A 26,635-nucleotide genomic window follows, 5' to 3' on the forward strand; every position below is an offset into this window, starting at 1 on the left:
GTTTTTCGCAAGACTCATTTTTGAAAAAACTAAAAGGTACCTATGCGCGAAACAAACATGAATGGGAAACAAACACGAAAGTTTCTTGCGAAGGTACCTATTAAAGATTCAGCTCTCCAACAAAACCAAATCACCTATTGTAATCTCTTTTTTCAATCCATCACTCAACTGGCTACTGCTCGCAATCGCCATTCTATAGTCGACTTTCCGAGTCATTTCTTTAGCCATCTTCTTAGCCAGACCCGCATTTCCGAAGTGGTCGTCTCTATTTTGATAAATGTCTTGGTAATGTCCATACAGCATATTTTTCGCTTCTATCGTGAGGACATATCCTTGAATATAGAGTTCGGTAATTTCCATGAGTTCTTCAGGCGTATAATCATCAAAATGTAACGTGAGCCCGAAACGGCGGCGGAGTCCTGCGTTGCTGTCCAGGAAACGGGTCATTTCTTTCTCATAGCCTGCCGCGATCAGCAAGAACTCTCCTTGTCGATCGGACATCTGCTTCAGCAATACTTCCACCGCTTTTTTACCGTAGTCATTCTCTCCGCTACCTGCGAGTGTATACGCTTCGTCGATGAACAGCGCACTTCCCATTGCCCGTTCAATCTGATCAGCTGTGCGCTTCTCTGTTTCACCGATATGAGTACCGACTAAATCGCTGCGATCCACTTCAATCAGCTCGCCTCGTTCGAGTAATCCGAGCGCTTGATAGATACCTGCAAGCACGCGGGCGACCTCTGTTTTACCTGTCCCGGGTTTTCCGATCAGCAACGTATGGTTCATCAGCTTTTCGGCTGAATGGTTTTCCCTTTTGTAATACCTCATCAGTTCAATCATTTCATCAATTTCAGCTTTCACTTTTTCCAGACCGATGAACTGATGGAGTTCCGCTCTTTTCTTCGAAAGCAGTTCCTCGTCAATGGGAACCTTGTAACTCTTAACATCCCGCTTTCCTACTGCCTGAAGTACGTCTTCTTCTTCAAAAGTCGTCAATAACTCTTCTGTCCATTGGTCCCGTGAGAACTTGGCAATTCTCAAGGACTGGGCTAGTCCGATTTGATCGTAAAGTGTGCGTGCCATTCGAGCATTACTAAATGTCTGGTCGCGCTTACGATATCGTTCAATGAACTCATTCTGAATCGCACGCTGTGCAGCTTCTGTTACAGAATAACTTCCTTCACAGTTGGATAACACTATTCGCAATAGTTCGTCAGGTGTATAGTCCTCGAAGAAAAGCTTTTCAGTAAATCGATCTTTCAGACCCGGATTGGACGTTAAGAAGCGATCCATATCCTCCGTATAACCTGCAGCAATCACGACAAATTCACCACGATGATTTTCCATCGCAGGCAGCAATGTGTCGATCACTTTTTGTCCATAATCGTTGCTTGAGTTCTTTCCTGCTATAAGGGAGTATGCTTCGTCTATGAATAGTACCCCGCCCATCGCTTCTTGGATTTTCATCTTCGTTAATTCCTCAGAACTCCCTACATGGGTTCCAACAAGATCTTCCCGCTTCACTTCAACGAGATGCCCTTTTTCCAATAGACCGAGCCACTTAAAAACCCCGCCCATGAGTCGTGCAACGGTCGTCTTCCCTGTGCCTGGATTCCCTTGGAAGACCATATGGGGTGCAACCACCTCAATGGTTGGTAACCCTTTTTCTGCTTTGAATTGATTGATTTCCACTAAGTTTTTCATATCGCGAATTTTATCTTTAATCACTTCAAGACCGATATACTCGTCCAGCGCATTCATTAAGACGTTCATCATTTCTTCATTAACAGGTGAATCTTTTGCTTTAGTTTGTTTTGCCAGTGTGCCCACGTTAACTCGTCCATCTTGTCCTGCTGAAACTGCAGGTACCGACAACTCTGTGTTTTTCAGTAATGGGTTACTGTCATCCAGTCTATCCAGATCTCCCGCACGGTTGTTGTCAAAGTGACAATCTTCCAATAGAGGAGCGGATTTCTCTACACGTAATCCCGCCTTTTTTCCATTCATCACCTGCATCGATTTAAAGATAGCCGAAGGGCACTCTTTCAAAACGATTTGGTCATCACGATGCCCGTGCACTCTAGTATCCGTCACTTCAATACGTTCCACCTGACTGAACGACACTCCAGACGAATTGCCTTCGTAAAGCTCGCACTCTGTCAGGGAAACTTCGGCAGATTTCGATGCGCTCACTTGCGGTCTTTTATGATGAAACAGAACCGTCCGCTCCATTGACACGACTGTCCCAGGACCTATGAGCACCCCATTTTTTTCTCCATTTGAAATCCTGCAATCTGCAATTTGTGCTTGAACATCGGAACCTAGTGAAATGTTGGAACCTTTCTGATCAGAGATAATACAGTTGTATACATTCAACGTCGATTCTTTAGCCGACAAGCCCACGCTTTTCCCACTTTTCACTTCAGTTGCAGAAACCGTCAATTCAGAGTGTTCCGAAGCAAAAACCTGAGCGCTCTTATGATGACTCACTCGGGAATCGGAAATCTTCACTTGACTGTCGGCAGCGTAAATCCCTTTGTTTTTTCCTTTCTCAATGTCACAATCGAGAATCGTTAAAACACTTTCGGAAAATGCAGACAGCTGCGTCATCTGGTGGTACTTCACCACGGATTCAATGATCGTACACGTAGAATTCACGCAAACTATCCCCCTGTCTTTCCCTGAGACCAACCGCGTTCGTTTCATCGATACATTGCTTTGTTCAATACAAATTAACTGATCGCTTTTTTGACCTTTGAATAGCGAGTCCGTAATCTCAGCAGAGGAATTGCTGATGCTCACTCCCTCGGATTCTCCGTTTTCGAATGTACTGGACTCGACTTGGAAGTGAGAGTCATTTTTAAGGTCGACATGAGCGAGATGCTGCATGTTGAAGTTACAGTTTTTGATGATTCCTTTTGAATGATCACTAGAAATTCCAGTTGCCTTCCCTAAATAGAAGTTCGTCTGCTCCAAAGCTAAGAAGCTGTCTTCTTCCATGGAAATTTGTGCTCCGCTATTTCCGATGATGGAACTCTTCGTAACCGTGCATCGACTGCCGCCTGTCAGGCTGATTCCCTCTTCTTGTCCACTTAAAATTCCGCAATCCGTCAGGGCAAGTTCCCCTCCATCCTGCACAGCAAGTTGTGCATTCTCGGTTGTTTCTTCTATTATACAATCGAACAGAGCGAGACACCCTGACACTTCAATGCCCTGTATATTTTTTTTGAATCCGGTATGCTCTGCCGACACGTTTGCCTTCTCATCCACTCGCATCGCTTTTCCTTGAATCTTAGAGAAAAGACAGTGATGAAGCGTTACTTGCCCTGACTCGATATGTAGTCCATAGTCAACCGGCGCCGTGCCGTTTCCGACAGTGATCGATTCAATCCGAACTTCATCCGCTGCATCGATATGTATACCGCCTGTTATGCAGACTGACCGTGCGTCCTCACTTGCACTTCGAAGGATAAGCGGCTTATCAATTTGTAAGTATTCATGGTAGATGCCATCTTCAATTTCCACCGTATCTCCGTGCAAAGCTGACTGAATTGCGGATGTGATTGTTGGATAGCTTGAATCGGGACGCACTGAAACGTTTAGGATCGTCATGTATCTTTCCTCCTTTCTTTCGTTAAGTTAACTCAGTCTGGATACACTTTTAGAGAGTACTTTTCTTCAAGTGACATGTCGAACTTTAGCTCGCTACTAGGTAACGAGCAGACATAAAAAAGAAACTGCAAAGAAACAGTCTCCTGACCACTTAATGGTTTTCGATCAATGAATTATATCCCCATTTTAACATACTAGTCAGCAGTGATGCAGTCATTGAGCCACCTGCGATAAGATAAAACACACAGCTTATCCACACAAAAAATAATATTGGATATTAAAACAAATACAACAGTTTTTTGTACTGTTCCTTTCCATTCGTTACATGAGCGTATGTTCCATAGTCACCCACATATACACTTTACTCCCTCACTCCCATAACTCCTCCATCCCCCAACTTCATAATGAATCCCAAGACAATTTCCATGCAAAACAAAAATCCCTAACCCGCTGTGACTTACCAGTGGTTAAGGATTTTGTTTTTCCATTTTCACTATACCTAAATCGTTTTACGCCAATTCAATCAGTGACTTTTTTGCTCTAGAGTCTATCATTCCTGCCTGTTGGCAATCAGCGTGTCTGCACCTTGTGTTAGCCCAAGGTGAGCCGCCTCCGTGATTTGGTTCTTTCGTAATTGCTTATCCAGCAAAGACTTGAACTTATTCAATTCATGAATGACTTTTTCATTTCGCTTCTCTTCATCTTTCTTATCTTTGTCTTTATCTTTATGCTTAGTTGCGGTTTCCTCTATCTTCTTGATCTGTTTTTCTAATTCGCTCCCCGCTTTTTTGTCTAGAATATCACCGGACTCTTCGTATTGTTCAAGTAGAGTCAACAGATCTGCAATTTCAGTGATTGGCAGTGATGCCCCTTTTTCAACAGTGACAGTTGAAGTCTTTATGGCATCTTCAACTCCGTCCTCCGACAAGGTGAATGTGATTTTGTAAGTTCCCGGTAATTGGTTGTCAAAATCCCTAGAGTCGATGACTACCGTTTGCGTCGCATCATTTCCTTTTGAATCTAATGCACGCGTTATCAGTGATCGCAAATCCAATTCTTCTCCCGCTGTGATGGTAGCGTTTTCCACCTCTAATTCAAGAGTCAACGGATTGACTGCCAAATTGTCCAGTGCTGCTGTCAGGTTAGTTACAGCCTGATCCACTTCAGCTTGTGTTGCATCCGGTTTCTGGTTCACTGCTTTCGCTTCGAGCAACGCTTTACTCAATACTTCCCAGCTTTCAGCAGTATAGTCGGCCTGCTCTTTCTTCTCGGCTTCTTCAATGGATGCGGCAAGCGCCTCTTTCGTAACCTTCTCCACGAGATCTTGGTTGTTGGAAATGTTCATCTCATAGATGAGAGGCTGGATATCTCCCCAAGACAATTTGATTTCAAAAATATGGTCATAAGATGAATTGTAGAATGTATTCAGGCTGCTATCGAGTGTCCCTAATTCAACCCATTGTTCCGTACCCACTCTTGCACTGACAGTTGCATTGGAGATATTCTTCGATCCTTGGACAATCGTGATTGCCGTTGCGTCCGTTTTTTCCGATAGACGAACCGTTAATGATCCATCTGTCCGATCCGTCATATTCGGCTTGAAAGCCGTCGTCAAATCTCCATCAAATAACCGGTCCGGACCGAATCCTTCTTCCTCAATCGGATCCGCTGCATACGTCGGGTTATTATCCGTCTTGACGAACTCTCCACCGTTAATCAGAATTTCATTGATATGCGCAAATCGAGTCGGGTAATTGGCTGTATAGATAATCCGGATGTATTTCGCTTCAATACCGCCAATTGCGTCATTTCCGAAATAGTAATTACCTGGATTCACGGAATCATGCGTGTAGCCGTCTCTGATTTTATCTGCGTAATCCGGTTTTCCGCCAGCTAGATTATCCTGCCCATCGCCCAGCGTCGCAACATCCGTCCATGTTTCGTTATCCATCGATACTTGCACTTTGGCATCGCGGATATAGTTCACGTCGTTTTCATCGTTATAGACTCGGAGACTGTTGAAAACCCGTGGCTCTCCTACGGAATAGGTGATGGTTTCACCTTTTCTTTGATAATCAGCAAAAATCGTTTTGGTTCCGTAGTTCTTATCGAACAGATTCAACAACGTGCCTTTCTTTCTGGAATCATTCTCCGAATAAGTAGGCGCAATCCCCATTGTCGTCCCCACGAACTCCGGTCCATGCAGTTCCTTGGAAGTGACATCGAATGCATCCAAGTTGAATGTGACTGCTTCGTCTGTCTCGTTGACTAAGCGTACGTAACGGGCAAGCGTCCCTTCAGCAGGCGTGACCCATTCCACTCCATTAGCTGATGCTTGAAGTGTCAATTTCCTACTAGTTTCAGTCGCAGCAACATTTGCCAACTCTTTGATACGCTCCAGTTTCACACCGATATACTCATTTGACTGTAGTGTGATGTCCTGCGTTGGACTCAAGCTCGTTTTTTCAAGCGTATGCTGAGAAGAGATCCCTTTATACGCTTCATTGTTCGTGTACGTGAACCCGGAGTCCTTCTTTGCAGCTTCCACTTGGATGCCGCTGAATTTCAGCCAGACAGGGACGTCTTTCAGGTTCTTTATCCGGACATATCTTGCTTGGATACCTGTCAGATCCTCTGCGATTTTGTCCATTCCCGACGCTTTCCCTTTATACTCTTTGAATTTTGTATACGTCACATTGTCCGTTGAGTATTCCAGCTGGTAATCCGTCCATTTATCGACGTTGTCTCTGCCGATATCGAAGGAGACTTTGCCCAGCTCTCTGACTTTCAGCAAGTCTACACCGATGTAATCACCGGCAACAGAGGTATCTTTCACAGTACCGGATGGATTGTACCAGACAAACGTCGTGTCGTTCCCGTCGAACAAATTCGCTTCCGTTCCTTGGTAGATTTTGAAATGCTCCGGCACAATTAGTGTGGATTCAAACACTTCAGTTTCGTCCTGTTGTTCGTTGACGACAATATCTTTGACCCCAAACCATGTGCCTTCACGATTTTCGGTCGCAATTAGACGAACGCCTTTTACTTTCAGATTCAAGTTGTCTTCAGCGACCTGTTTGACATGGCCATATACCTTGCCTTCGACATCGACCCACGTATCGCCGTCCACTGTATACTGCAGCTTACTTGCTGTGAAGGTATCGTTGTCATTTCCGATCCTTCCAAGTTCAAAACGTGCTGAATTGAGCGTAAATGACTTCTCATACAAAACGCCGATATACGTGCCTGCGGCGATGGAGCTCGGATTCTTGTATACGACATCCGTATTGGTGTTGTTATCCAATAGATTCTTCAAGTCCCCTGCAGGCGTATCCGTACGGTTCGTAATCACCCTCGCTGTGTTCAAGTCCGGATTCACAATGGATTGGACCTTGGAGGACACATCATTCAATAAGGTTTTGACGAATGGGACGATGTGCTGGACACCGACTTCTGCATATTGGTAATGATCGATATATCTGAATGGGTGATTCTTTGAAGAATCGAAAGCGGCTTGACCTTGACTGTAGTTTTCCCACACTGCTGCCTTATCCCCTTGCTCATGTGCAATCTCGGCTTTCAGCAAAGAAATCGCTGCATTCGCTGTATCCTCAGCACTGTCCAGCCAATAGATGATCTGATCTCTCGTTCTCGCATTTCCAGGATTCTCTCTGTAAGTTCGTGCAGCGTCCCGAATGATTTCAAACTCAGCAATCAATGCCGATGCCTTGTCTGTAATCGGTTCTTTCCCTAATGATGCTTTGAAAGCGTTCAATTTCGGAGCTAATTCAACTGATTCCTCCAACTTTGCGACACGGCTATCCATGTTTTGATTGATCATATGCTTTGACAACTCTTTCAGCGCATTCGAAGCAGCTGTTTCGTTATTGTTGGCGTGATCCACATAGGCGAACGCATCGTTCCAGTTTTGATCTGCTTCTTCAGAGCTGCTCCAAATATTCCAAGCGTAGTCGGCATTTGCAAAAATCGCCACTTTGCTCGGTTCCGATTGCTGCATCGGATTCAACACAATGCCTTCAATGTTTTCAGGATCCACATTTGGCTGAAGGAATACTTCCTGCCCACCCATGATCAGATGCTGCTTGGAATTATCCGTACAAGGCCAATTGATCCACAAATAGGGGCCTCTGCCTGCATTATTTGTAAACGTCGAAGTGAAATTATTGGAAACTTCTCCCCACACCTTCCCGCCTGTCTGAACTAAACTAACAGACTTCGGCAACTTTCTTAGTGTCTGGATTTGTGCGCTTTGCCCCCATCCCATATAGTCATTCGGACAGAAAATCATGTCTGTGACGAGACCATCATAATCGGCTTGTTTCTCCACTAGCCAATTTGTTAAATCGGTCATCAGCCGGACATACGTTTCAGCCCCTTGTGGAGGTACGCCCGCGTCATCTGCTAGAATCCCGAATTTCCTGACTCCCGAATCCATGAGCTGCGTGAACTTTTCTTTAATGATTGCTAAGTCCTGTTGATAATTCTCTTCCGTGTTAAAACGGATTGCATTATTCATGAATGGGTGCAGGGTATATACGAATCTAGTCTTACTGGCATTGCCAGCCTCAGCAAGTTGACTGAGTTTCACTAGCTCTTCTTGTGTATACAACTCTCTCCATTTCCCGTTATGTTTCGGATCGTCCTTCGGTGCATAGATGTACGAGTTCATTTTGAAGTCTCCACCGAACGTCATAAGGTCCGCACGGTCTTCATTTGACCAAGGTTCTCCGTAATATCCTTCGATGAATCCTCTGCCTTTTACATCCGCATAGTCTTTAATTGTGAGTTCTTCAATGGTGCTGTTCTGCATTTGTTTAAAAATATGTTTAAGCGTAGTCACCCCGTAGAAAGCGGAATCGACATCTTTTCCTAATACAGCAATTACGTTCTTTTTAACTGATACGATATTCGCATCCAGCTTCGCCAAGATGGTTTCGTCAGTCAACTGGTTCTCCTTGAAATAGGTGTCAACCGACTCACCTGACTGATGAAGACCGACTAAGAAGTTTGTTTTGTCTGCCACGATTTCTGCAGATTCCGAGAACTTCACTCCTTTCGAGCTCAAAAGTTCCTCTACTCTATTTTTCGTATATTGATCTACTTGCGATTCATATATGACATTCACGGAATCGCTTACATCAAAATGCTGTCCGCTATAGCTGATCTCATACGGATTTGGATAAATTGTATACGGTTTCATATCACCGGCTGGTTCAGCAGCGTGTACCACGTCAATTCCCGTTATCCCGACCGATCCGATAACAGCGCTTACAAACATGATGCAAGCTAGAGTCAAACTCCCAATGGACTTCTTACTTCTCTTCAAAACCCATTCCTCCGTTTCATGATTTTGATGCAGTTCTCAACTGGTATAGACAGCTGGTATATACCAGTTACCTAGCAATATACCATATATGCAGACAGAAAAGAATCACGAATTATAAATAATTCAGAATACACTGACCATTATAGTGATAAGTAACCAGAAATGAAACATACATACAGGTTGAAAGCAACAGTCACTGCACAATAGGAAGAAAATGACACGATTTTCGTAATGAAAAAGAACCGGAATTGCAGTCCGGTACTGAGCAGTTTGTAAACACGCGGACTCGTCGTCTCGTACGCAACCAAAAACGTCGGCTACTCAAACAGCGAAGTGCTTATGGCAGTCATGGTCGCAACAATCATCACCACGATCCTCATCCCGTTCATGGGGAAACTATCCGATAAAGTCGGACGCAAACCACTTTATATTTTCGGAACCATTGCAATGGGATTGAATGCATTCCCTTACTTCTGGATGCTGAACGAAGGTTCGAACTTCATGATGTTCCTCGCGACCATCATCGGCCTTGGCGTCATCTTGGCACCCATCACAGCAGTTCTTGGCACGATGTTCTCAGAGACCTTCGCTCCGGAAGTCCGATATACGGGAATCTCCCTCGGCTATCAGATCGGTGCAGCCTTAGCCGGAGGCACGGCGCCCTTGATCGCCGCCACACTGCTGCTGAAATTCAATGATTCCTATGTACCCGTCGCTCTCTATATCATCTTCACCACACTTATCTCACTGACTGCCATCTGGGCTGTGAAAGACCGGAAGAATCAGGAGTTGGATACAGTTCATACTGCATCTTAAATGGATGAATGAAGGAACAGAAAAAACAGCCATCGGGCAGCGTATAATCCGCTTCTGAATGGCTGTTTCATTGGGCGTTTCAACGCTTTTCACATCATGCATCATGATGTCTCTCATATGTCGGATAGCTGATGACTTCTATTCCGTAAGACTTTCCAATTGCTCGATGAGTGACTGGATTTCATAGTGCACAGTCATAGACACTTTCAGAACAGTCGTGATTGTTTGAACAAACCCGAAGGTTTCTGAAGCCAATGAAATCTTGAGTATATCTTCATTGTAGTGCCATCCATGCTATAATGAGAAGCTTAGGATAATCACTCATAATTGAACGGACGAAATAAGGAGATGTCAGAGAATGCAAAAGCGATGGACAATCGATGAGATTAAGAAGTTTGTTGAGAACAATTCGGAAAGTAAGTTGTTAACGACGGAATATCACGGGTTTTCTCAGAAATTACTGTTTAAATGTGCGTGTGGCAGTAACTTCGAAAAAACATTTACGAAATTCAACAATAAAAACCAACGTAAGTGCGACGTGTGCCAACCACCGAAAGAAGCGCGTTAACCTATAGTAAACAAACGAAGTGCTGATTTCTTTTCCAAGAAATTGGTGCTATTTTTATATTTCCTTTGTTCTTTCGCATCTCCTTTTAAACGCTTTACTTCAAAAAAACTACAGTTCGCGTCAATTAGCGTCCTTCTGTTCTTCAATAGTGCACTAGTGAAAGGTAGCCGCGCACAAAACAAACATGAAAGTTTCTCACGCAGGCACCTAACATACAATTCAGCTTTCATTACTGTCAATTTGTTTTCGTTTCAGTCCTGTAAGCTGTTCGATGCACTTGTGGTACCGCATACGTGTTTTTTTCAAATTTGTAGGAAACGAGCCGTGAAGAGGATGTGGAAGACGCTCTGCAATCGGGTATTCCAATTGACCGTCTTTAGCCATTTGACGGAGAGTCCGTCCCACTTCTTCACTGAGAGGAACAATGAAAGAAGGCTGTACAATCTTCATCTCTTCCACAAAGGAATCGATAAAATGATGTCGAACAGTACGAGGCAGAATATAATAATTCAAGTTCCTGCCGTCACGCATGAAACCATACCAAGAAAGATTGGTCAAATACACAGCATCCTGAAACTCACCGAATTCATATTCCTCAATGATGGACAGCATGAATTGGGCACTTCTCTCCTTATCCTCTTGATCATACCCGGGCATGAGCCGACTAATTCCATGGAAGTCGATGAATGGCACTCCCGTTTTCCCTGCACCATATTGACCGGGATTTATTCCGCAAAAGACGATGCGACGGCCTGTCTTGGAGTAGAACTTTTTGTAATAAGAGCGGATAAGATCCGCCTGCTCTGTAAATCCGGGCAGTATGGAAATGCCCTCTCTCTCCAACTCCAGCAACACGTTCCCCTCTTCAATCAGACGGTCCATAAAAGATAGATGCAAATCGATGATCTTATCCAAGGGTCACCCCTCCTTCTTCCAAACCCCATCATACATCATCAAAACACTTTTCGTTATCTTCTGATTTCTTATGTGGTATTCCCTGTTTATAATGGTACCAAATGTCACTATAAAATGACATGATATTTAAAATACTCTCCACTATTCATTTTTCAAGCTGCAGTATTCACTTGATTAGTAAAGGCGAAGGTGGGGCTATGCTAAGATTTTTCAAAACGGAAGAAAAATTTGAATACTAATCTATCGACAACGTAATTACTAACTTGGTGAAGGAATTAACCTCCGCGGAATCGGTTACTGGGTATTCAGATATCCCTTCCCCAAAAACTGGCTGTTTCTTGAAGACAATTTCACGTTACGGAAAAGAGGTTAATTCAGATAACAGAAGAAATACAAAAGATGCCAGGCTTTCATTGAAGTCCGATTCAATGAAATCTTGGCATCCTTTTTTCATGTCTTCCACCTATTTACGTCTTAATAGGAATAGCCTTTCTGGAAACGATACAACTCAAGCGCAGTACTGAATCATGTGGATCGCAGGAAAGCGTGTTCTGCACAGCGTGACACAATCCACACAAACTCCCATCTCTCACCTAACGATATTTTTCGGTTCGCGTCCCTCTAGAACGTCCACAATCGCCTGGGCATTCAAGTCCATCATTGCAAGTCGTGTTTTAATACTGGCACTCCCGATATGCGGAAGGACTGTAACGTTTGGTAATGAAAGTAGCGGGTTCTCTAGCGGTACCGGTTCTGTTTCGAACACATCCAGCCCTGCTGCCCAAATGGTGTTGTCCGCCAGCGCGTTGTACAAAGCTGTTTCGTCGACGATTCCGCCTCGCGATACGTTAATGAGAACCGCTGTCCGCTTCATCAGTCCCAGCTCCCTTGCACCGATCAGACCTGCTGTTTCTGGTGTATACGGTGTAAGAAGGACAACGAAATCCGCCTCTTCCAATAATCGATCCAGCTCTCTATATTCAAAGCCATGCTCCGCTTCCGCATCAGGTTTGCGATTCCGATTATGGTAAAGGACATCCATGTTGAACCCCTTCGCACGGCGCGCAACCGCTTCACCGATTCGTCCCATACCGACAATACCGAGTGTTGCACCGCCGACATCCATTCCCGTGAACCCCATCGGCGACCAGGACTTCCAATTGCCTTTCCGCAACTCACTTTCAGCAAACGTCAATTGACGTGCAGTCGAAAGAAGAAGAGCAAACGTCAAATCCGCTGTCGTCTCCGTCAAGACATCAGGTGTATTCGTCACTAAAACTCCATGTTCCTTCGCTGATTCCAGATCGATATTATTGTAACCGACCGCCATATTGGCAATAACCCTCAGCTTCTTCCCCGTTTCAATCAGCTCTCGGTCGACCGTATCAGAGATGACCGCCCATAACGCATCTGCGTCCGCCACTTCTCTCAATAAAACTTCACGCGGAACCGGCTCACTTTCCGATTCCCACATCCGAACATCGAACTTTTCTTGAAGCGGGCCTATCACTCGCTCGTCCATTTTTCTCGTTAAAAAGATTTTTGGTTTCATCGAAATCCTCCTATTCTCGCAATTGACAATAGTGTAGCACACTTACATGTTGAAAAAGAGGTTATTCATCACATACGGAGGGGGGATCATTTGCACGTCCCCCTTCTCCAAAAGAATCCGAATTTCTTTGTTCTGCATATTTCACAAGATTTTCTCTTTAAAGTGATCGAAACGAATCTAAATCGTGGGCATTGCGAGACTAGTTGTCTATGATGGGTTCTTTCCTGCAGTTGGGAGTTGTAAGGGTTTCTGCACTCGCTTTAATCCGTTGATACATACTTTCATCCGTATAGCCTTCATATGTATAGAACCACTTAAAAAGGTTGTTGCAAAAGACATCTCTGTCTTTCACAACAACCTGTTCCGTTCATTCACGACAAAGTGTTCGAAAAATCTTTTTTCCGCTTCCAGGAAGCTATGCGAATCCTTTTTTATCGTCTTCACATACTGCATATACGTTTCGTTTACCATAGGCGTCCCACTTAGTAATGCATTCGTACGTGCCGATGAGAGTGGATCTATGACCGGTAATTCATCCATCTCATTCTTCGATATCGTAATCGGCTCGCCAAGAAAGTATTGAGTGGCAATATAATAATGATAAACGCCTGCCAGCACACTCTTATGATTGGCTTTCAGACTGTGTATGTCAATCGACTGATAAAACTTCTTCAGATAATAGGTATTGTCCGTTTCGATGGCACTATAGAATAAGTACATGAGATAAATGGCTAATTCAGGAGTCGATAACTTAGACGCAGAAACACTCGAAGCCTTACTTTGAAGCGTTTTGTCCCATGTAGAAGGATGGCTTTTAGCCAACAGCTTATTTGTCATGCGATAGTAGTTAGTGAACACGGTATTGTTTTTAGCGACTTGAAGGACCGTATATCCATCGGAGAAAAAACCATTCAGTTGGTATGGAAGAGACGTTACCACAAACAACAAAAAACTCGTGGTGCCAATCACTTGAAAGAGAAAGAGATTACTGAAATATAGACTGGAAACAAGTAAACTTGCGAGCGGACCTGCAAGAACGGTATATAAGATTGACTTCTCCAACCGCTGCTCATCGTGCTCGATTTGCACATACCCTGAAACTTGCGTCCAATTTTCAGGCCACGTTACTCTTAGGTTCCCCTGCTCTGTCCGTTGTACCGCTATCACACCCGCTGAGTAAAACATAAGCTTCGATTTTGCAATAACTCCGCCCACTACATGGCCAGCCTCATGCAACGAAATGGCAATCAGTATGCCCAGTCCAGTAAAAAGAACACCCGCAAACAACTCCGATTTTTCCCAATTTATGCATGCACCCACTGTTAGCAATCCTGCAGTCGCTAACATCGTACGTGTAATTGTATTCATTGGACCAATCCCCTTTCTCTATACAATTAGTATAATGAAATTCACCAGATCCGACGTTATTCCATCGTCACCGTATAGTTATTATACGTAATCGTACACACAGATAGCGATTCCACCATTCACGTGGTCTTATCCGTTCAAGCTGTGTTTTAGCTAACCACGCTTGGACATCTCCACTTGCTAAATGGCTAAGTTTTGTTAAAGAATTTTAAATACGTATTACATAAGGATCTATAGGAAATAGCTTAATTCAGACCTTTATACGATGTTTTCAAGTTCGTGTCCCTCTAAAACATCCACAATCGCCTGGGCATTCAAGTCCATCATCGCAAGACGTGTTTTAATACTGGCACTCCGGATATGCGGAAGTGCCCTAACGTTCGGCAATGAAAGAAGCGGGTGCTATGGCGGTACCGGTTCACTTTCCGATTCCCACATGCGGACATCGAACTTCTTCTGAAGCGGCGCTACCACTCGCTCATCCATTTTTCTAGTTATAAAGATTTTCGATTTCTTCGGACTCCTCCTATTCACACAAGTGACACTAGTGTAGCATAGAAGGAAGAATGGTTGGATGGCGGCACAACTGCATGGATAGCCCCCGGTTCTTCCTGATGCAGCTGCATGAAAATAGAGATGTAGTAGTGGATAAAAATGAGGTACATAACTAAGTGAAGGAGGATTAACCTAATGCCATCATCAGTTTTCCCCAGTAGGTATACAGCCGATAACTCGGAAGACATCGTTGTCTTTATCATCGGCATGCGCATCAATAAGAGGCTTTCCATCCACAGATGGCTGCCCGTTTTTCTTGCAATGTCAGGTATGATCAAGGAGCTGTACACGCATAAAAGAGAACTTGGTTTTCAATCCGCAGAAAATCACTTCGGACTGCGTACTACCGCAATGATCCAATATTGGCGTTCCCTTGACGACCTGCTCGCCTATTCGAAAAACGAAAATCATCTGAAAGCTTGGAAAAAGTTCAACCGGATAACCGCCAATAATGATGCAGTCGGTATCTACCACGAAACGTATATTCTTTCCAAAGGACAATACGAATCCGTCTATGTCAACATGCCGCAATATGGACTTGGTAAAGCGACAAAGCACATACCTATTACAATCGATAAACAGACGGCAAAAAAGCGGCTTTCCCGGTAATGGAATGCCGCTTTTTGACGCCTGTGCACTACACAACTTCAAAATGTTCCTGAATCGTTTCTAAATTGCACGGTACATAGGCAATGCTTTTAATATCCATTCAGTTTTTCAACTAAGTTCCCCTGCTACAAGCGCTCCTCTGCGAAAAACAGCTGTCCGTTTTGCACGCCTAGCTACTGCCTCAGCAGAACATGTTGCATCGACTAGAACAAAGTCAGCTAAGTCCCCTTGGGCTGGCCATACTTGCTCTCCGGCGATCGAAAGCGGGGTAATCCCATTCGTTATAAAACGTAAAGATTGAGACAGGGAAAGTTCATTTGTCCAACGATTGATCTCTACCAATCTTCCTAGACGCTCTAAAATATCCCCATTCCCTGTCGGCCACCATGAATCGTAAATATTATCATTGCCAAGCGCCACGTTTACTCCAACCTCATCCAGCAAAGGAACTGGCGGAATGTTTCTGCCAATAGGCACACTGGAGATAATGGACACCCCCGCCTCCTTCAATAATTCTGCCACCTGTCTTGCTTCTGCAGGTGTAACATCCCCTAATCCAAATGCATGGCTGACTGCGACTTTCCCTTGTAATCCCGCTTCCATCGTCAGGGCAGCTAAACGCTTCATCGTGAAGGTTCCTAGATGTCCCGGATCATGCAGATGTAAATCGATTCCGGCATTTCCTTCCACCGCGATATCGATCAATTGAACGAGAGAGGATTCGATATCTAAGTCGACCGTTGCGGGGTCGACTGCTCCCACTAACCCAGCTCCATTGCGGACTGCTTCTCTCAAGAGTTGAACTGTATTTCCACGGAGCAACCCATGCTGAGCAAAAGCTACAATCTCTGAATCCACTTTATGCTCATAATCCGTCAAGGCATTCTGCACACCTGTTAAGTTTGCCAATCCAACTTCCGGATAGATATCGACATGAGTTCTAACCGAAGTCGAACCGTGAGATAGCAGCACATCCAATAAGTTTTTCGCTCTTTCTTCGGTACCCAAATCCATTGACGAAAGAATATTCTTTTCGATTTCGCTTCGCTCGATGACAGAAGAAGCCGGTACACAGGCACGCCAAGGTTCCCCCATATACGTCTTATCAAGATGAACGTGCTGTTCTTTGAAAGAAGGCAAGACAAGCTGCCCCTTCCCATCTATTGTTTCCACATCCAGTGGCAGCTCAGTTTCGATGTCGATGATTTTTGCAATACGCCCCTCTGAAATCTTCAGATGAAACAATTTCGTCTCTGTCGCCTTTACTCGTCCATTTTCTTTGCTGTAACCCGTTTCCAGTAAAATATTTTTTAAGATGAACATATGAATCCTCCTAATTTACGTTCTATCACCTAACAAGTATAGAAGAGATATCCAGCTTGGATACCCCTTCTGTACCTATCACTTTACGGAGACGTTATTGAGTTCCAAATAGCCGGATGGACTGATTTCAAAACCACTCACATCTTTAGAGATCACTGCTACGTTTTCGATAATCCGAACCGGAATATAAACGGCATCTTCCATTTCAATTTCCTGTGCTTTTGCATACATCTCGAGACGCTTCTCGGAATCCGATTCTTTACGGGCATCCTCGACGAGTCTATCTACTTCCGGATTGCTATAGAACGATGTATTACCGCTTGATCCTTTCGAACTTGAATGCATCAGGTTGTACTGGTTGTAGTCCGCATCCCCTGTCACGTTCCTCCAGCTGATCAGGATCATTTCTGTATTGCCTGAGTGCACCGTTTCCACAAACGTTCCATATTCCATCACTTCAATTTTGACTTTGATTCCGATTCCTTTCAGCTGGGACTGTACCACTTCCGCTAAAGCAATTCTTTCCTTACTATCCATAGTCGTCAGCTTAATTTCCAGACCGTCTGAATAACCGGCTTCAGCAAGCAGCCGTTTTGCTTCGGAAAGATTGTAGTCATAGATTTCCAATCCTTCATGGTATCCGAAGACTTTGGTACCTAATAGTGAATTTGCTTCCCCGCCAACATTGTTATATACGCCCTTCCGGATCGCGTCCATTTCAATGGCGTGTGAGACGGCTTTCCTCACTCTCACATCATTAAAAGGTTCTTTCTCAACGTTGAATGTAATATACTCGGTTCCGAATCCTTCACTTTGGTAGACTTCCGAGTTTTGAGAATTATTCACCGCATCCATTTGTGAAATCGACAGTGGTTCTGCAATATGAGCCTCTCCCAATTCAACCATCGATGTACGCGTGGACTCCTCCGGTACGACTTCGAATTCAACTCGGCTTACTTTTGCGGGTGTTCCCCAATAATCATCATTTCGATTCAATACAATTTTCTGACCAGGTGTCCACGATTCAAATTTAAATGGTCCTGTTCCACTTGGTTCCTGTATATCATCGCCGCCAAACTTCTCGATTGCTTTAGGATTAAAAATTCCGCTTTCATGGCTTGCCAGAATCGAAAGCAGTGGAGCATAGGGTTCCGACAATAGGAATTGAACCGTGTACTCGTCGATAACTTTCACTTCTTCCACCATTGAAAACACCCCTGCTTTTGGAGATCCCACTGCTGGATCCAATACACGATCGAAGGTAGTTTTGACCGCATCCGCCGTAAAGTCGGTTCCATCATGGAATACAACATCTTGACGCAACTTAAATTCCCACGTTGTGTCATCGAGCTGTTCCCAGCTTTCTGCTAGCAAAGGTTGAAGTTCCGCATTTTTATCCCGTCCGACCAATCCTTCGTAAATCTTGCCATGAGTGACACTCGCAGCATTAATGGTGGACATGAAATGATGATCCAGACTTTCCGCATCTGAAAGTCTAGCAATCACTAACGTATCTTCTGAACTAGCGCCTGTCCCTTTCGTTTTCCCTTCTTCTGTTTTTACGCCTTTCTCTCCCGTTGAGCAGCCGGCCAGAATCATAATGACCATCGCTAAAATCATTCCATTTCGTAGCCTTCGAATCTTTTTCAAATGAGTTCCCCCTTGGATGGCATTTTTGTTGTTTTGAGTATATCAAATATTCATACAATTATTTTTCAATATTTTAACTTCATTTTGCGTTATTTTTACCTAAATCATAGTTTGGGTACCTGGACCACACACAACTCGAACACGATTCCGTGAATTTTACTGCAATTGGTAAAAGGGTTGGCCTTTTCTTTATGAACAAACCGCCTCTATCCCCTTCTACTCCTCGTCCAGCTATATAATATTACTAGTGGATCGAAGAATGAGATGAAACAGTTTGCATAGAAAAAGCCCTCCGATCGGCTGCTCGATCAGAGGACATTCTTACTCTTTCATAGTCAAGTTGCCTGAATAATTTGGGGTCCAGGTACTTATCACTCTGTAGTAGGTGGATAAAAAGCCAGTGTGGACTTAACCATCCGTTCTGGCTTCTTTGTTATTTAAATTAAACGCTGTGCACGACACAACCCCAGAACAATTCCGAATAGTTTCCGAGTTGTGTGGTACACAGGCAGCCCTTTTCATGTTTGAATTGTATGGGGTCCAGGTACCTGAAGTAGCGTAAACGGAGCCCGCCAATGTAAGATAGGAAGACTACTGGTTATTGGGAGGAACGCAACATGCAACGAGAGACACTGCGTTATACAACATCTAAAATGGGAAAAGAGCAGTTTTTCCGAGCCTATCAAGAATTAGCACGTTCGTGTGAGAAACATATTCTTTTGGAAAGCGGGCGGGGCGGTAAAATGTCCGTCGCAGGTGTGGATCCGCTTGTTACCATACAGTCATTGAATGGGGATCGGCTTCAATTGACTTGGCGGGATGGACAGGAGGAAATCCGTGAAGGAGATCCTCTTGAATTGTTGACGGAATTCGTCGAAGGGTATGAAGTGGAAAGAATTCCAGGTCTTCCTGCTTTTCAAGGCGGTGTGCTCGGGTTCATAAGTTATGACTATGTCCGCCGTTACGAAACATTGCCGGATAGAACGAAAGATGATTTGGAGACCCCTGATCTATTCTTCTATTTATTTGACCAATGGGCTGTTCTGGATATCGAAAGCGGTACCACTTATTTCATGACACTATCTGATAGCGCCACGGATCCGGTCGATGTAGCAGCACAATGGGAAAATGCGGCTGCTTCCAATCCGCTTTGCACATGGACGAATGTGTCTGCAGATTACAAAAGGCCGGAACAGGTTGATGTGTCCGTATCCGGAGCAGAGTTTGAACAAATGGTGCGGGATGTACAGCAATATATTGCGCGAGATGAAGTGATTCAAGTGAATTTGTCTGTACGACAGTCCAAAACGTTGACCGTTGAGCCAATTGATTTATACGAAGCGCTCCGTGCGTTAAATCCTTCTCCCTACATGGCCGCAATTGGCGCGCCTGATTTTGCAGTTGTTTCCGGATCTCCAGAACTCCTTTTGAGAAAGCGCGGCAACGAATTAAGCACAAGGCCGATAGGAGGGACTAGACCGCGGGGGAAAGACGAAGCTGAAGACGCAGCGCTTCAGGCAGAGCTTCTGTCCAGTGCCAAAGACAATGATGAACATAAAATGCTCGTGGACTTGGAAATGAAAGACTTTGAGAAGGTCTGTATTCCGGGAAGCGTCGAAACGGATGAGTTCATGGTCATTGAAAAGTATTCGCACGTCATGCATATCGTCTCCAATGTCCGCGGTACAGCGTCTAAAGATGTATCGAATGCTCAAATTGTCAAAGACATTTTCCCGGGTGGTTCGATTTCAGGCGATCCCAAACTCAGAACGATGGAGATCATCGAAGAGTTGGAACCAGTACGAAGAGGCCTTTATACCGGCTCGATTGGCTGGTTCGACTTCCACGGAGACGCGGAACTGAATATCGTCATCCGGACGGCATATATAAAAGACGGCATCGCGTATATCCAGGCTGGAGCTGGCCTTGTTGCCGAGTCGATACCGGAAGCGGAATACATAGAGTCGTTGAACAAAGCAAAAGCACTCTGGCAAGCAAAGGAAATGGCGGAATCCTACAGTAAGAAAGCAGAAAAGGTGTGATGAGTACATGATCTGTTGGATGAATGGAACCTATCAGGAAGCTGAGGATTTGAAAATTTCCCCGTTCGATCATGGTTTCCTATATGGAGTCGGCTTTTTCGAGACATTCCGTACATACGAGAGACAAGTGTTTCTATTCGACGCCCATATGGACCGTTTGCGTGCCGCGCTTGAAGAGTTCCGGATTACGATGCCATACTCGGATCAGGAAATAAGGGACGTTGTTCATCAGCTGGATCGGGAGGCGAATGAAGGAGATGGATATTTCCGGTTGAATGTCTCAGCGGGTGTCCACGACATCGGGCTCACACCCTCTGTTTATGAAACACCGAATGTGATTCTTTTTCGTAAAGCGCTACCTCCTGCATCACGCGGAACGGAAAAACAGGGCATCTGGCTGGAAACGCCGCGCAACCAACCGGAAAGCGCAGTCCGCTATAAGTCGCACAATTTCATGAACAATGTGAGAGGACGACTGGAACTGCCTTCTTTAAAGGAGTCGGAAGGGATATTTTTGACATCAGCCGGGCATGTCGCGGAAGGCGTGACATCTAACGTATTCTGGATAAAAGAAGGACAGCTGTTCACTCCGGCTATCGGAACTGGGATTCTCCCCGGAACAACACGGGCGTTCCTACTAGAATTGGCAAAGGATGCTGGTATTCAGGTGAACGAAGGCAATTATTCCAAAGAGTCAGTAGAAGAGGCGGATGAAGTGTTTGTAACAAATGCAGTTCAAGAAATCGTTCCGTTGTCATCGATCGGTGAGTTTCCCCTTCCAGGTGCTTCCGGGCATCACTATCAGATTTTGCATGCAGCGTATGTGCAAGCTATCGCCTTTGCGTGCTTACGTTAAAAAAACTTTAGATCGGAGTAAACTGGCAGCTCTGCCTGTGCATAGCACAAATTAGAAGCGCATCAGAATAGTGTCTAATTTGTATGCTGCACAGGTTGCGGTCAACAAACTTATATTTTTTCAAGATTGAATAAATCCCATAATCCCCAGCCCTTATATATCAAGGGGTTGAAGACACAAAAAAAGAAGTACCTCCCCAAGTCTAGTATATTGGTAGTCGATTAAACATCCCAAAAAGACTGGAGGTACTCCCTTTGACCACCATTATACGACAACAAAGCCTATTTGGCATTCAAAGCTCTGCCTGTGTACGACACAACTCCGAAAAAGTTCAGAATAGTGTATGAATTGAACGGTGCACAGGCAGACATTTTTGATTTGCCAATCTATTTGCTCATTTGCTTGACTATATGGATCATCACTTCTTCATTCGATTCTTTCTCCTGGTACTTAGGTTTTGTTATAGAAGCAGTGACAGTATAAGATAATATGATATTGTCCTCATCAACCATGTCTGTCGAATTGATTTTTATGATAAATTGCTGATCATCCTTTTTAAGTACTTTCCTCACCTCATTACCAAACTGGGAGTCTACTTGGCGCAGATACTCTTGTAACTTCTTCATGTATTGAGTATTATCAATGATAGGATTGGGTTCACTAGCTATCTGGTTGTTAGCATAAGCAACTGTACTTTCCATATACTCTACGCCCATTTGCCTTAGCTTTTCCAGCTGTATTTTTTGCTCAGTTTTTTGTATTTGCAGCTTGCTACTCACGATTTTCGACATCATCACTGGAGCTAAAATACCAATTAGCAAAACTACTAGAAGAACTAATACCAGAGTATAGCCATCTTGTTTTAATTTCATCATGAATCCCCCGCATCCTTATAGCCATAAAGATCAACTATTGGTGACATCTCCCTGGTCCCCGCTGTTATTGGTGTAGAGAATATTTGAACGTGTACTCTTTCAAGTTGCAAGACTTCCGGCGTTTCGGAAACTGTCGAGACGTATGGGTAATATGTTTTTCCATTTATTTTAATCGGATCGACCTCATTTACCGATTCTTTATTAATTTTTATTTGGCGTCCTGTGTACTTAACTTTTTTTGTTTTCACGTCATTAAGTACTTTCTCTGCACTATTGATAGTTGTCAAATGAGCTTCTACCTTGGTTGTAAATATGGAGGCCTGAAAAATGAAATGCGATAACAAGGCAAACACAATAGTCAAAAGAACAAAAGAAGCTAGAATTTCTACTAAGGATAAGCCTTTTTCATTTATCACATATGTCTTAAGTTTCATATAATCATTCCTCTAAATTTAATTTGTAAATGAGGTGTTTGGATGGCTAAAAAAAGATTAGGTCAAGACGGATTATCGCTTGTCGAATTGCTTGCAGCATTAGTAATAGCAAGTCTATTGATTGTTCTTATCTCAAGTGTACTTACTTCAACTCTTAAATTCAATAACGGAACACAAGATACAATCCACTTAAGGCAAGAATCAAACAAAATCATTACACAAATTAGAAATTCACATCAAAATAATGGAGAAATTTGCTATCAAAATCTTCTAGATAATGGCGACATATCCATGAAACTAACTTTGGATCACATTAATATAGGAAAATATTCATGTTTACAAGCGGTTTCCACCAACGATTTAGCGGTCATGTTCACACTTTCTAATGAATCGGATAAAGATTATACCCTAAGTACTGTTGTGGAAGGCCGTGAAAGAACTCCTATCAGTATAGCAATCCCTGATAAGAAGGAAGATGGGGATTTCGTTGATATGTTAGATTTACATGATGTATTTGTGTACGGTTCTAATTTATTCATTTCTGGTTCTTCACCATTAAACAGTGCTACAAACGGAAGTGGTTCAGTCGTTATAAACAATTTAAATAAAAAGAACCTTGAGTTTGTAGGTGATAATAGAATATCCGTACAGAAGATTTATATCGACAAACTAGGAAACGAAGTTGTTTTTAAAAGCAGCACTCATTTAGGAGAGGCAAAAAAAACCGAACTCGTTACGATAAATGGAAATGTGATATTAAATAATGGCGGTGCGAAAATTTACGGGGACACAATATATATTAATGGAGACGTTACATTCACCGATAGTTCAGTAATTGAAGGAAAAAAGATTATTATAAATGGCAATGTTGTATTTAAAAATTGGTCTGCAGAAATGAAAGCAAACGAAATTTATATTTCCGGAGTCGTAAGAAATGAAACGTCCAACACTAAAAATATAGTTGGCACTCTTAAAGATTACAAAAATTTAAAGAAAGATCAAATCCCCGAACATCCGTCAATATCTATTCCCACATTTCGTGAGGACAGTTGGTACTCAAAAAATGGGTATGAAACTAGAACAAATGGCAATCTTTCTAACGACATTCGTATTTATTCACCAGGAAATTTTAAATTAGACAATTGGCAACCAAATAAAAAAAATGTTGTTATTATCAGTAAGGGAGATATCGAACTCAATAATTTCGGCGGGAGTGAACTGACAGGCATCCTTTTCGCTCCACAAGGTAAAGTCACCTTCGTAGGTCAGGCTTTTAAAGGAATTGTAATTACACGTGATGGGTTTAGTACTGGCAGCAATCCTTCTATCACATATATGAACATTAGAGAATTTATTAAAGAAAATGATCCTGTTCCATTCCAGTAATCTCATTAGAATTGATGCGTACAAATGGCCTATCTTGTGTATGAGATTGTTATACAGCCTCGCTTAATGGCTACCATTAACCATAAGAAGAAATAATGAGTCAGTCGCTCTAACTTAAGGAGAAGATAAAATACTCCGCCTGTGCAGGACACAACTCCGGATTAATCCTGAATAGCGTCCGAATAATTGTGTGGTGCACAGGCAGGCATTTTAAAGGGAACTCATTTCCCATAATACTCAACATACCAATCAGCAAACCGCTGCAACCCCACACTAATAGGCGTAGTTGGCTTAAACCCAACAACATCCTGAAGCTTGTCCGTAGAAGCATAAGTAGCTCGTACATCCCCAGGCTTAATCGGCTCAAAATCCTTTTGGAACACAACAGACTTACCAGTAGCATTACTCAACGCTGTTTCCAACGTACTAATAAAAGTCATCAACTTCTCAGGATTGTTATTCCCAATATTATAAACAACGTGTGCCGCTCCATCGTTCACTACAGGCGGATTAGGGATCAGCTTCTCTATCCCGTTAATGATGTCATCAATATAAGTAAAATCACGATACAAATCGTTATCGAAGTCTCCATTATTAAAGATCTCAATGGATTCCCCCGCAAAGTACTTGTCTGTAAAACCAAAGTACGCCATATCGGGTCTTCCCATCGGGCCATATACAGTAAAGAAGCGTAATCCAGTGGAAGGGATATCGTATAGGTGACTATAGGTATATGCCATTAGCTCATTGGACTTCTTTGTAGCTGCGTACAATGATACTGGATGATCGACAACATCCGTCTCTTCAAAAGGTACTTTCTTGTTGGCGCCATATACAGAACTGGAGGATGCATATATCAGATGTTTCACAGGATAGTTCCTGCAGCATTCCAGTATGTTGTAGAACCCGACTACATTCGACTGAATGTACGCATCGGGGTTTTCGATTGAATAACGGACTCCTGCTTGTGCAGCCAAATTTACAACAACTGCTGGATTTTCTTCTTCAAATATACGTTCCATAGCATTTTTATCGGAGATATCTATTCTATGAAACGAAAATAAGTCGTCTGACACTAGTTGGTCAAGACGACTTTGTTTTAACGTAACATCATAGTAATCGTTTAAATTATCCACACCGATGACCTTATAACCTAGCTCCATCATTCGCTTGGATAAATACGATCCAATAAAACCAGCAGCGCCTGTAATTAAAATCGAATCACTCTTTGATAAGAACCGAGTTTCCATTCTTCTTCACTCCCTTACTACCTTGGAACTTACTAGATCGACGTCCGACAGAATGATACTCAACGCCAGCCGCTTCCATTTCTTTCACATCATAAATATTACGTCCATCATATACTAGTGGCGTACGCATAAGCTCTTTATAGCGATCTGGGACAACCACTTTCACTTCGTTCCACTCTGTAAAGATGAAGCACACATTCGCATCATCTAACGCTTGTTCAATGTTGCTTACATATGTAATTGCACCTTTACCGGAACGGCCCTCTGGGTATCTCTTAGCAAAATTCGAAGCACCTACTGGATCATATGCAAAGATATCCGCACCTTGTTCTAGTAACAGTGGTACGTTCACCAACGACGCAGCTTCCCTTAAGTCATCTGTTCCAGGTTTAAATGTAAGACCTAGGACCGCTACCTTCAAACCATTAAATGTAATCAAGCGTTTATTTGCTTCTTTATATAGTTTAGTCTTCTGGTCATCATTCACAGAGATTGCCGATTGAACAGTTCTTAACTCATATCCATTCTCCCGTGCTAGTGAAGTCAATGCTTTTGTATCCTTCGGGAAACAAGATCCCCCATAACCAATTCCAGCATTCAAAAACTTGCCGCCGATTCGATCATCAAAACTCATGCCCTCAGCGACATCTTGAATATCCGCTCCAACCAATTCACAAAGATTCGCAATATCGTTCATATACGATATTTTAAGAGCCAGGAAGTCATTAGAAGCATACTTAATCATTTCAGCAGACCGTCTATTGACACATACAATAGGACGTCCGAAAGGTTCATAGATCCCCATTAAAATGTCTCTTGCCCAATCACTTTCAGTACCAATGATAAATCGATCCGCCTGTAACGTATCGTGTACTGCGGACCCTTGAGCTAAAAATTCAGGGTTCGAAGCCACTTCAACTTGTACATCATTAACTAAAAAGTCCTGAATGAATTGTTCCACTTTATCGTTAGTCCCTACAGGAACTGTCGACTTCACGACAACCAAGCAATCCTTTTTAATCGACTCAGCAATCTGTCTAGCGACTGTCGCAATATGAGTCAAATCCGCAGACCCATCCGCACGCTCCGGAGTCCCGACCCCAATGAAAATAGCATCTGCATCTTTATAAGCAGCGTTATAGTCCGTCGTATAACTCAATCGATCGAGAAAATAGTTTTTTTGCATTAACTCCTCTAGACCTTCTTCATAGATGGGAGATACACCTGTTTTCATCAATGCCACTTTTTCTTCATTAATATCAACACATGTTACTTGATGACCCATTTCAGAGAAAGTCACACCGGCCACTAGACCAACATAACCTGTACCCGCTACTGCTATTTTGTACATATCATTCCCCTCCCCACTTCTAGTTATAAAATGAAATAGTAAATTGACCATGGCTTGTCAACATTAAATCGGACAATTTTTATAAGGTCTCTAATCGGTACTCAATTGGCGTTAGATAATCTAGCG

General features: G+C 43.3%; 16 protein-coding genes and 1 pseudogene. 6 read left to right on the top strand and 11 right to left on the bottom strand.

Annotation, left to right across the window (positions count from 1 at the left end; genetic code table 11):
- Window positions 1-108 precede the first annotated feature (108 nt).
- Together H9659_RS12160 and H9659_RS12165 are read right to left on the bottom strand one after the other, a co-directional pair.
- A complete protein-coding gene (locus H9659_RS12160) occupies window positions 109-3,612 on the bottom strand; it encodes a right-handed parallel beta-helix repeat-containing protein (protein ID WP_191690867.1) in 3,504 nt (1,167 codons plus the stop codon).
- 550 nt (window positions 3,613-4,162) lie between these two features.
- Window positions 4,163-8,959, bottom strand: coding sequence for a beta-N-acetylglucosaminidase domain-containing protein (locus H9659_RS12165; RefSeq protein WP_191690869.1), 4,797 nt, complete (start codon window positions 8,957-8,959; stop codon window positions 4,163-4,165).
- 288 nt (window positions 8,960-9,247) lie between these two features.
- Here H9659_RS12165 and H9659_RS12170 point away from each other — a divergent pair.
- Window positions 9,248-9,775, top strand: a pseudogene (locus H9659_RS12170) (MFS transporter); the annotation flags it as partial.
- 358 nt (window positions 9,776-10,133) lie between these two features.
- Window positions 10,134-10,343, top strand: a complete 210-nt coding sequence (locus H9659_RS12175) for a hypothetical protein (protein ID WP_191690871.1) — start codon at window positions 10,134-10,136, stop codon at window positions 10,341-10,343.
- A gap of 219 nt (window positions 10,344-10,562) precedes the next feature.
- Here H9659_RS12175 and H9659_RS12180 read toward each other — a convergent pair whose 3' ends face one another.
- The 3 genes from H9659_RS12180 to H9659_RS12190 form a co-directional block, all read right to left on the bottom strand.
- A complete protein-coding gene (locus H9659_RS12180; RefSeq protein ID WP_191690873.1) occupies window positions 10,563-11,258 on the bottom strand; it encodes a uracil-DNA glycosylase family protein in 696 nt (231 codons plus the stop codon).
- 589 nt (window positions 11,259-11,847) lie between these two features.
- Window positions 11,848-12,810, bottom strand: coding sequence for a 2-hydroxyacid dehydrogenase (locus tag H9659_RS12185; protein WP_191690875.1), 963 nt, complete (start codon window positions 12,808-12,810; stop codon window positions 11,848-11,850).
- Between the two features lie 348 nt (window positions 12,811-13,158).
- Window positions 13,159-14,178, bottom strand: coding sequence for a hypothetical protein (locus H9659_RS12190; protein WP_191690877.1), 1,020 nt, complete (start codon window positions 14,176-14,178; stop codon window positions 13,159-13,161).
- A gap of 690 nt (window positions 14,179-14,868) precedes the next feature.
- Between H9659_RS12190 and H9659_RS12195 the strand changes: the two genes are divergently transcribed.
- Window positions 14,869-15,342 (top strand): DUF4188 domain-containing protein, encoded by a 474-nt coding sequence (locus H9659_RS12195; protein WP_191690879.1) that lies wholly within the window; start codon window positions 14,869-14,871, stop codon window positions 15,340-15,342.
- Window positions 15,343-15,450: 108 nt separating this feature from the next.
- Here H9659_RS12195 and H9659_RS12200 read toward each other — a convergent pair whose 3' ends face one another.
- Both H9659_RS12200 and H9659_RS12205 read right to left on the bottom strand, forming a co-directional pair.
- Window positions 15,451-16,665 carry an amidohydrolase gene (locus H9659_RS12200; RefSeq protein WP_191690881.1) on the bottom strand — a complete coding sequence of 405 codons (1,215 nt, stop codon included), beginning with the start codon at window positions 16,663-16,665 and terminating at the stop codon, window positions 15,451-15,453.
- A gap of 78 nt (window positions 16,666-16,743) precedes the next feature.
- Window positions 16,744-18,285, bottom strand: a complete 1,542-nt coding sequence (locus H9659_RS12205) for a glutathione ABC transporter substrate-binding protein (RefSeq protein ID WP_404828982.1) — start codon at window positions 18,283-18,285, stop codon at window positions 16,744-16,746.
- Between the two features lie 647 nt (window positions 18,286-18,932).
- On the opposite strand from H9659_RS12205, the gene H9659_RS12210 reads away from it, so the two are divergent.
- The gene (locus H9659_RS12210; RefSeq protein ID WP_191690901.1) at window positions 18,933-20,357 is read left to right on the top strand and encodes an anthranilate synthase component I family protein; all 1,425 of its coding nucleotides are present in this window, start codon (window positions 18,933-18,935) and stop codon (window positions 20,355-20,357) included.
- A 7-nt stretch (window positions 20,358-20,364) separates the two neighbouring features.
- Window positions 20,365-21,213, top strand: a complete 849-nt coding sequence (gene pabC, locus H9659_RS12215; RefSeq protein ID WP_191690904.1) for an aminodeoxychorismate lyase — start codon at window positions 20,365-20,367, stop codon at window positions 21,211-21,213.
- Between the two features lie 386 nt (window positions 21,214-21,599).
- Here the strand turns inward: pabC and H9659_RS12220 are convergent, their stop codons facing one another.
- Window positions 21,600-22,088 (bottom strand): hypothetical protein, encoded by a 489-nt coding sequence (locus H9659_RS12220; RefSeq protein WP_191690906.1) that lies wholly within the window; start codon window positions 22,086-22,088, stop codon window positions 21,600-21,602.
- Window positions 22,085-22,522 (bottom strand): hypothetical protein, encoded by a 438-nt coding sequence (locus H9659_RS12225; RefSeq protein WP_191690909.1) that lies wholly within the window; start codon window positions 22,520-22,522, stop codon window positions 22,085-22,087. The genes H9659_RS12220 and H9659_RS12225 overlap by 4 nt, the downstream gene beginning before the upstream one ends.
- 42 nt (window positions 22,523-22,564) lie before the next feature.
- Here H9659_RS12225 and H9659_RS12230 point away from each other — a divergent pair, with 42 nt between their 5' ends.
- Complete coding sequence (locus H9659_RS12230) at window positions 22,565-23,908, top strand: PilW family protein (RefSeq protein WP_191690912.1); 1,344 nt, start codon at window positions 22,565-22,567, stop codon at window positions 23,906-23,908.
- Window positions 23,909-24,129: 221 nt separating this feature from the next.
- Here the strand turns inward: H9659_RS12230 and H9659_RS12235 are convergent, their stop codons facing one another.
- Window positions 24,130-25,158, bottom strand: a complete 1,029-nt coding sequence (locus tag H9659_RS12235; RefSeq protein WP_191690914.1) for a GDP-mannose 4,6-dehydratase — start codon at window positions 25,156-25,158, stop codon at window positions 24,130-24,132.
- Window positions 25,130-26,509 (bottom strand): UDP-glucose dehydrogenase family protein, encoded by a 1,380-nt coding sequence (locus H9659_RS12240; protein ID WP_191690916.1) that lies wholly within the window; start codon window positions 26,507-26,509, stop codon window positions 25,130-25,132. The genes H9659_RS12235 and H9659_RS12240 overlap by 29 nt, the downstream gene beginning before the upstream one ends.
- Between the last annotated feature and the right edge of the window lie 126 nt (window positions 26,510-26,635).

It is taken from the genome of Sporosarcina gallistercoris, assembly GCF_014836415.1.
Classification (GTDB): domain Bacteria; phylum Bacillota; class Bacilli; order Bacillales_A; family Planococcaceae; genus Sporosarcina; species Sporosarcina gallistercoris.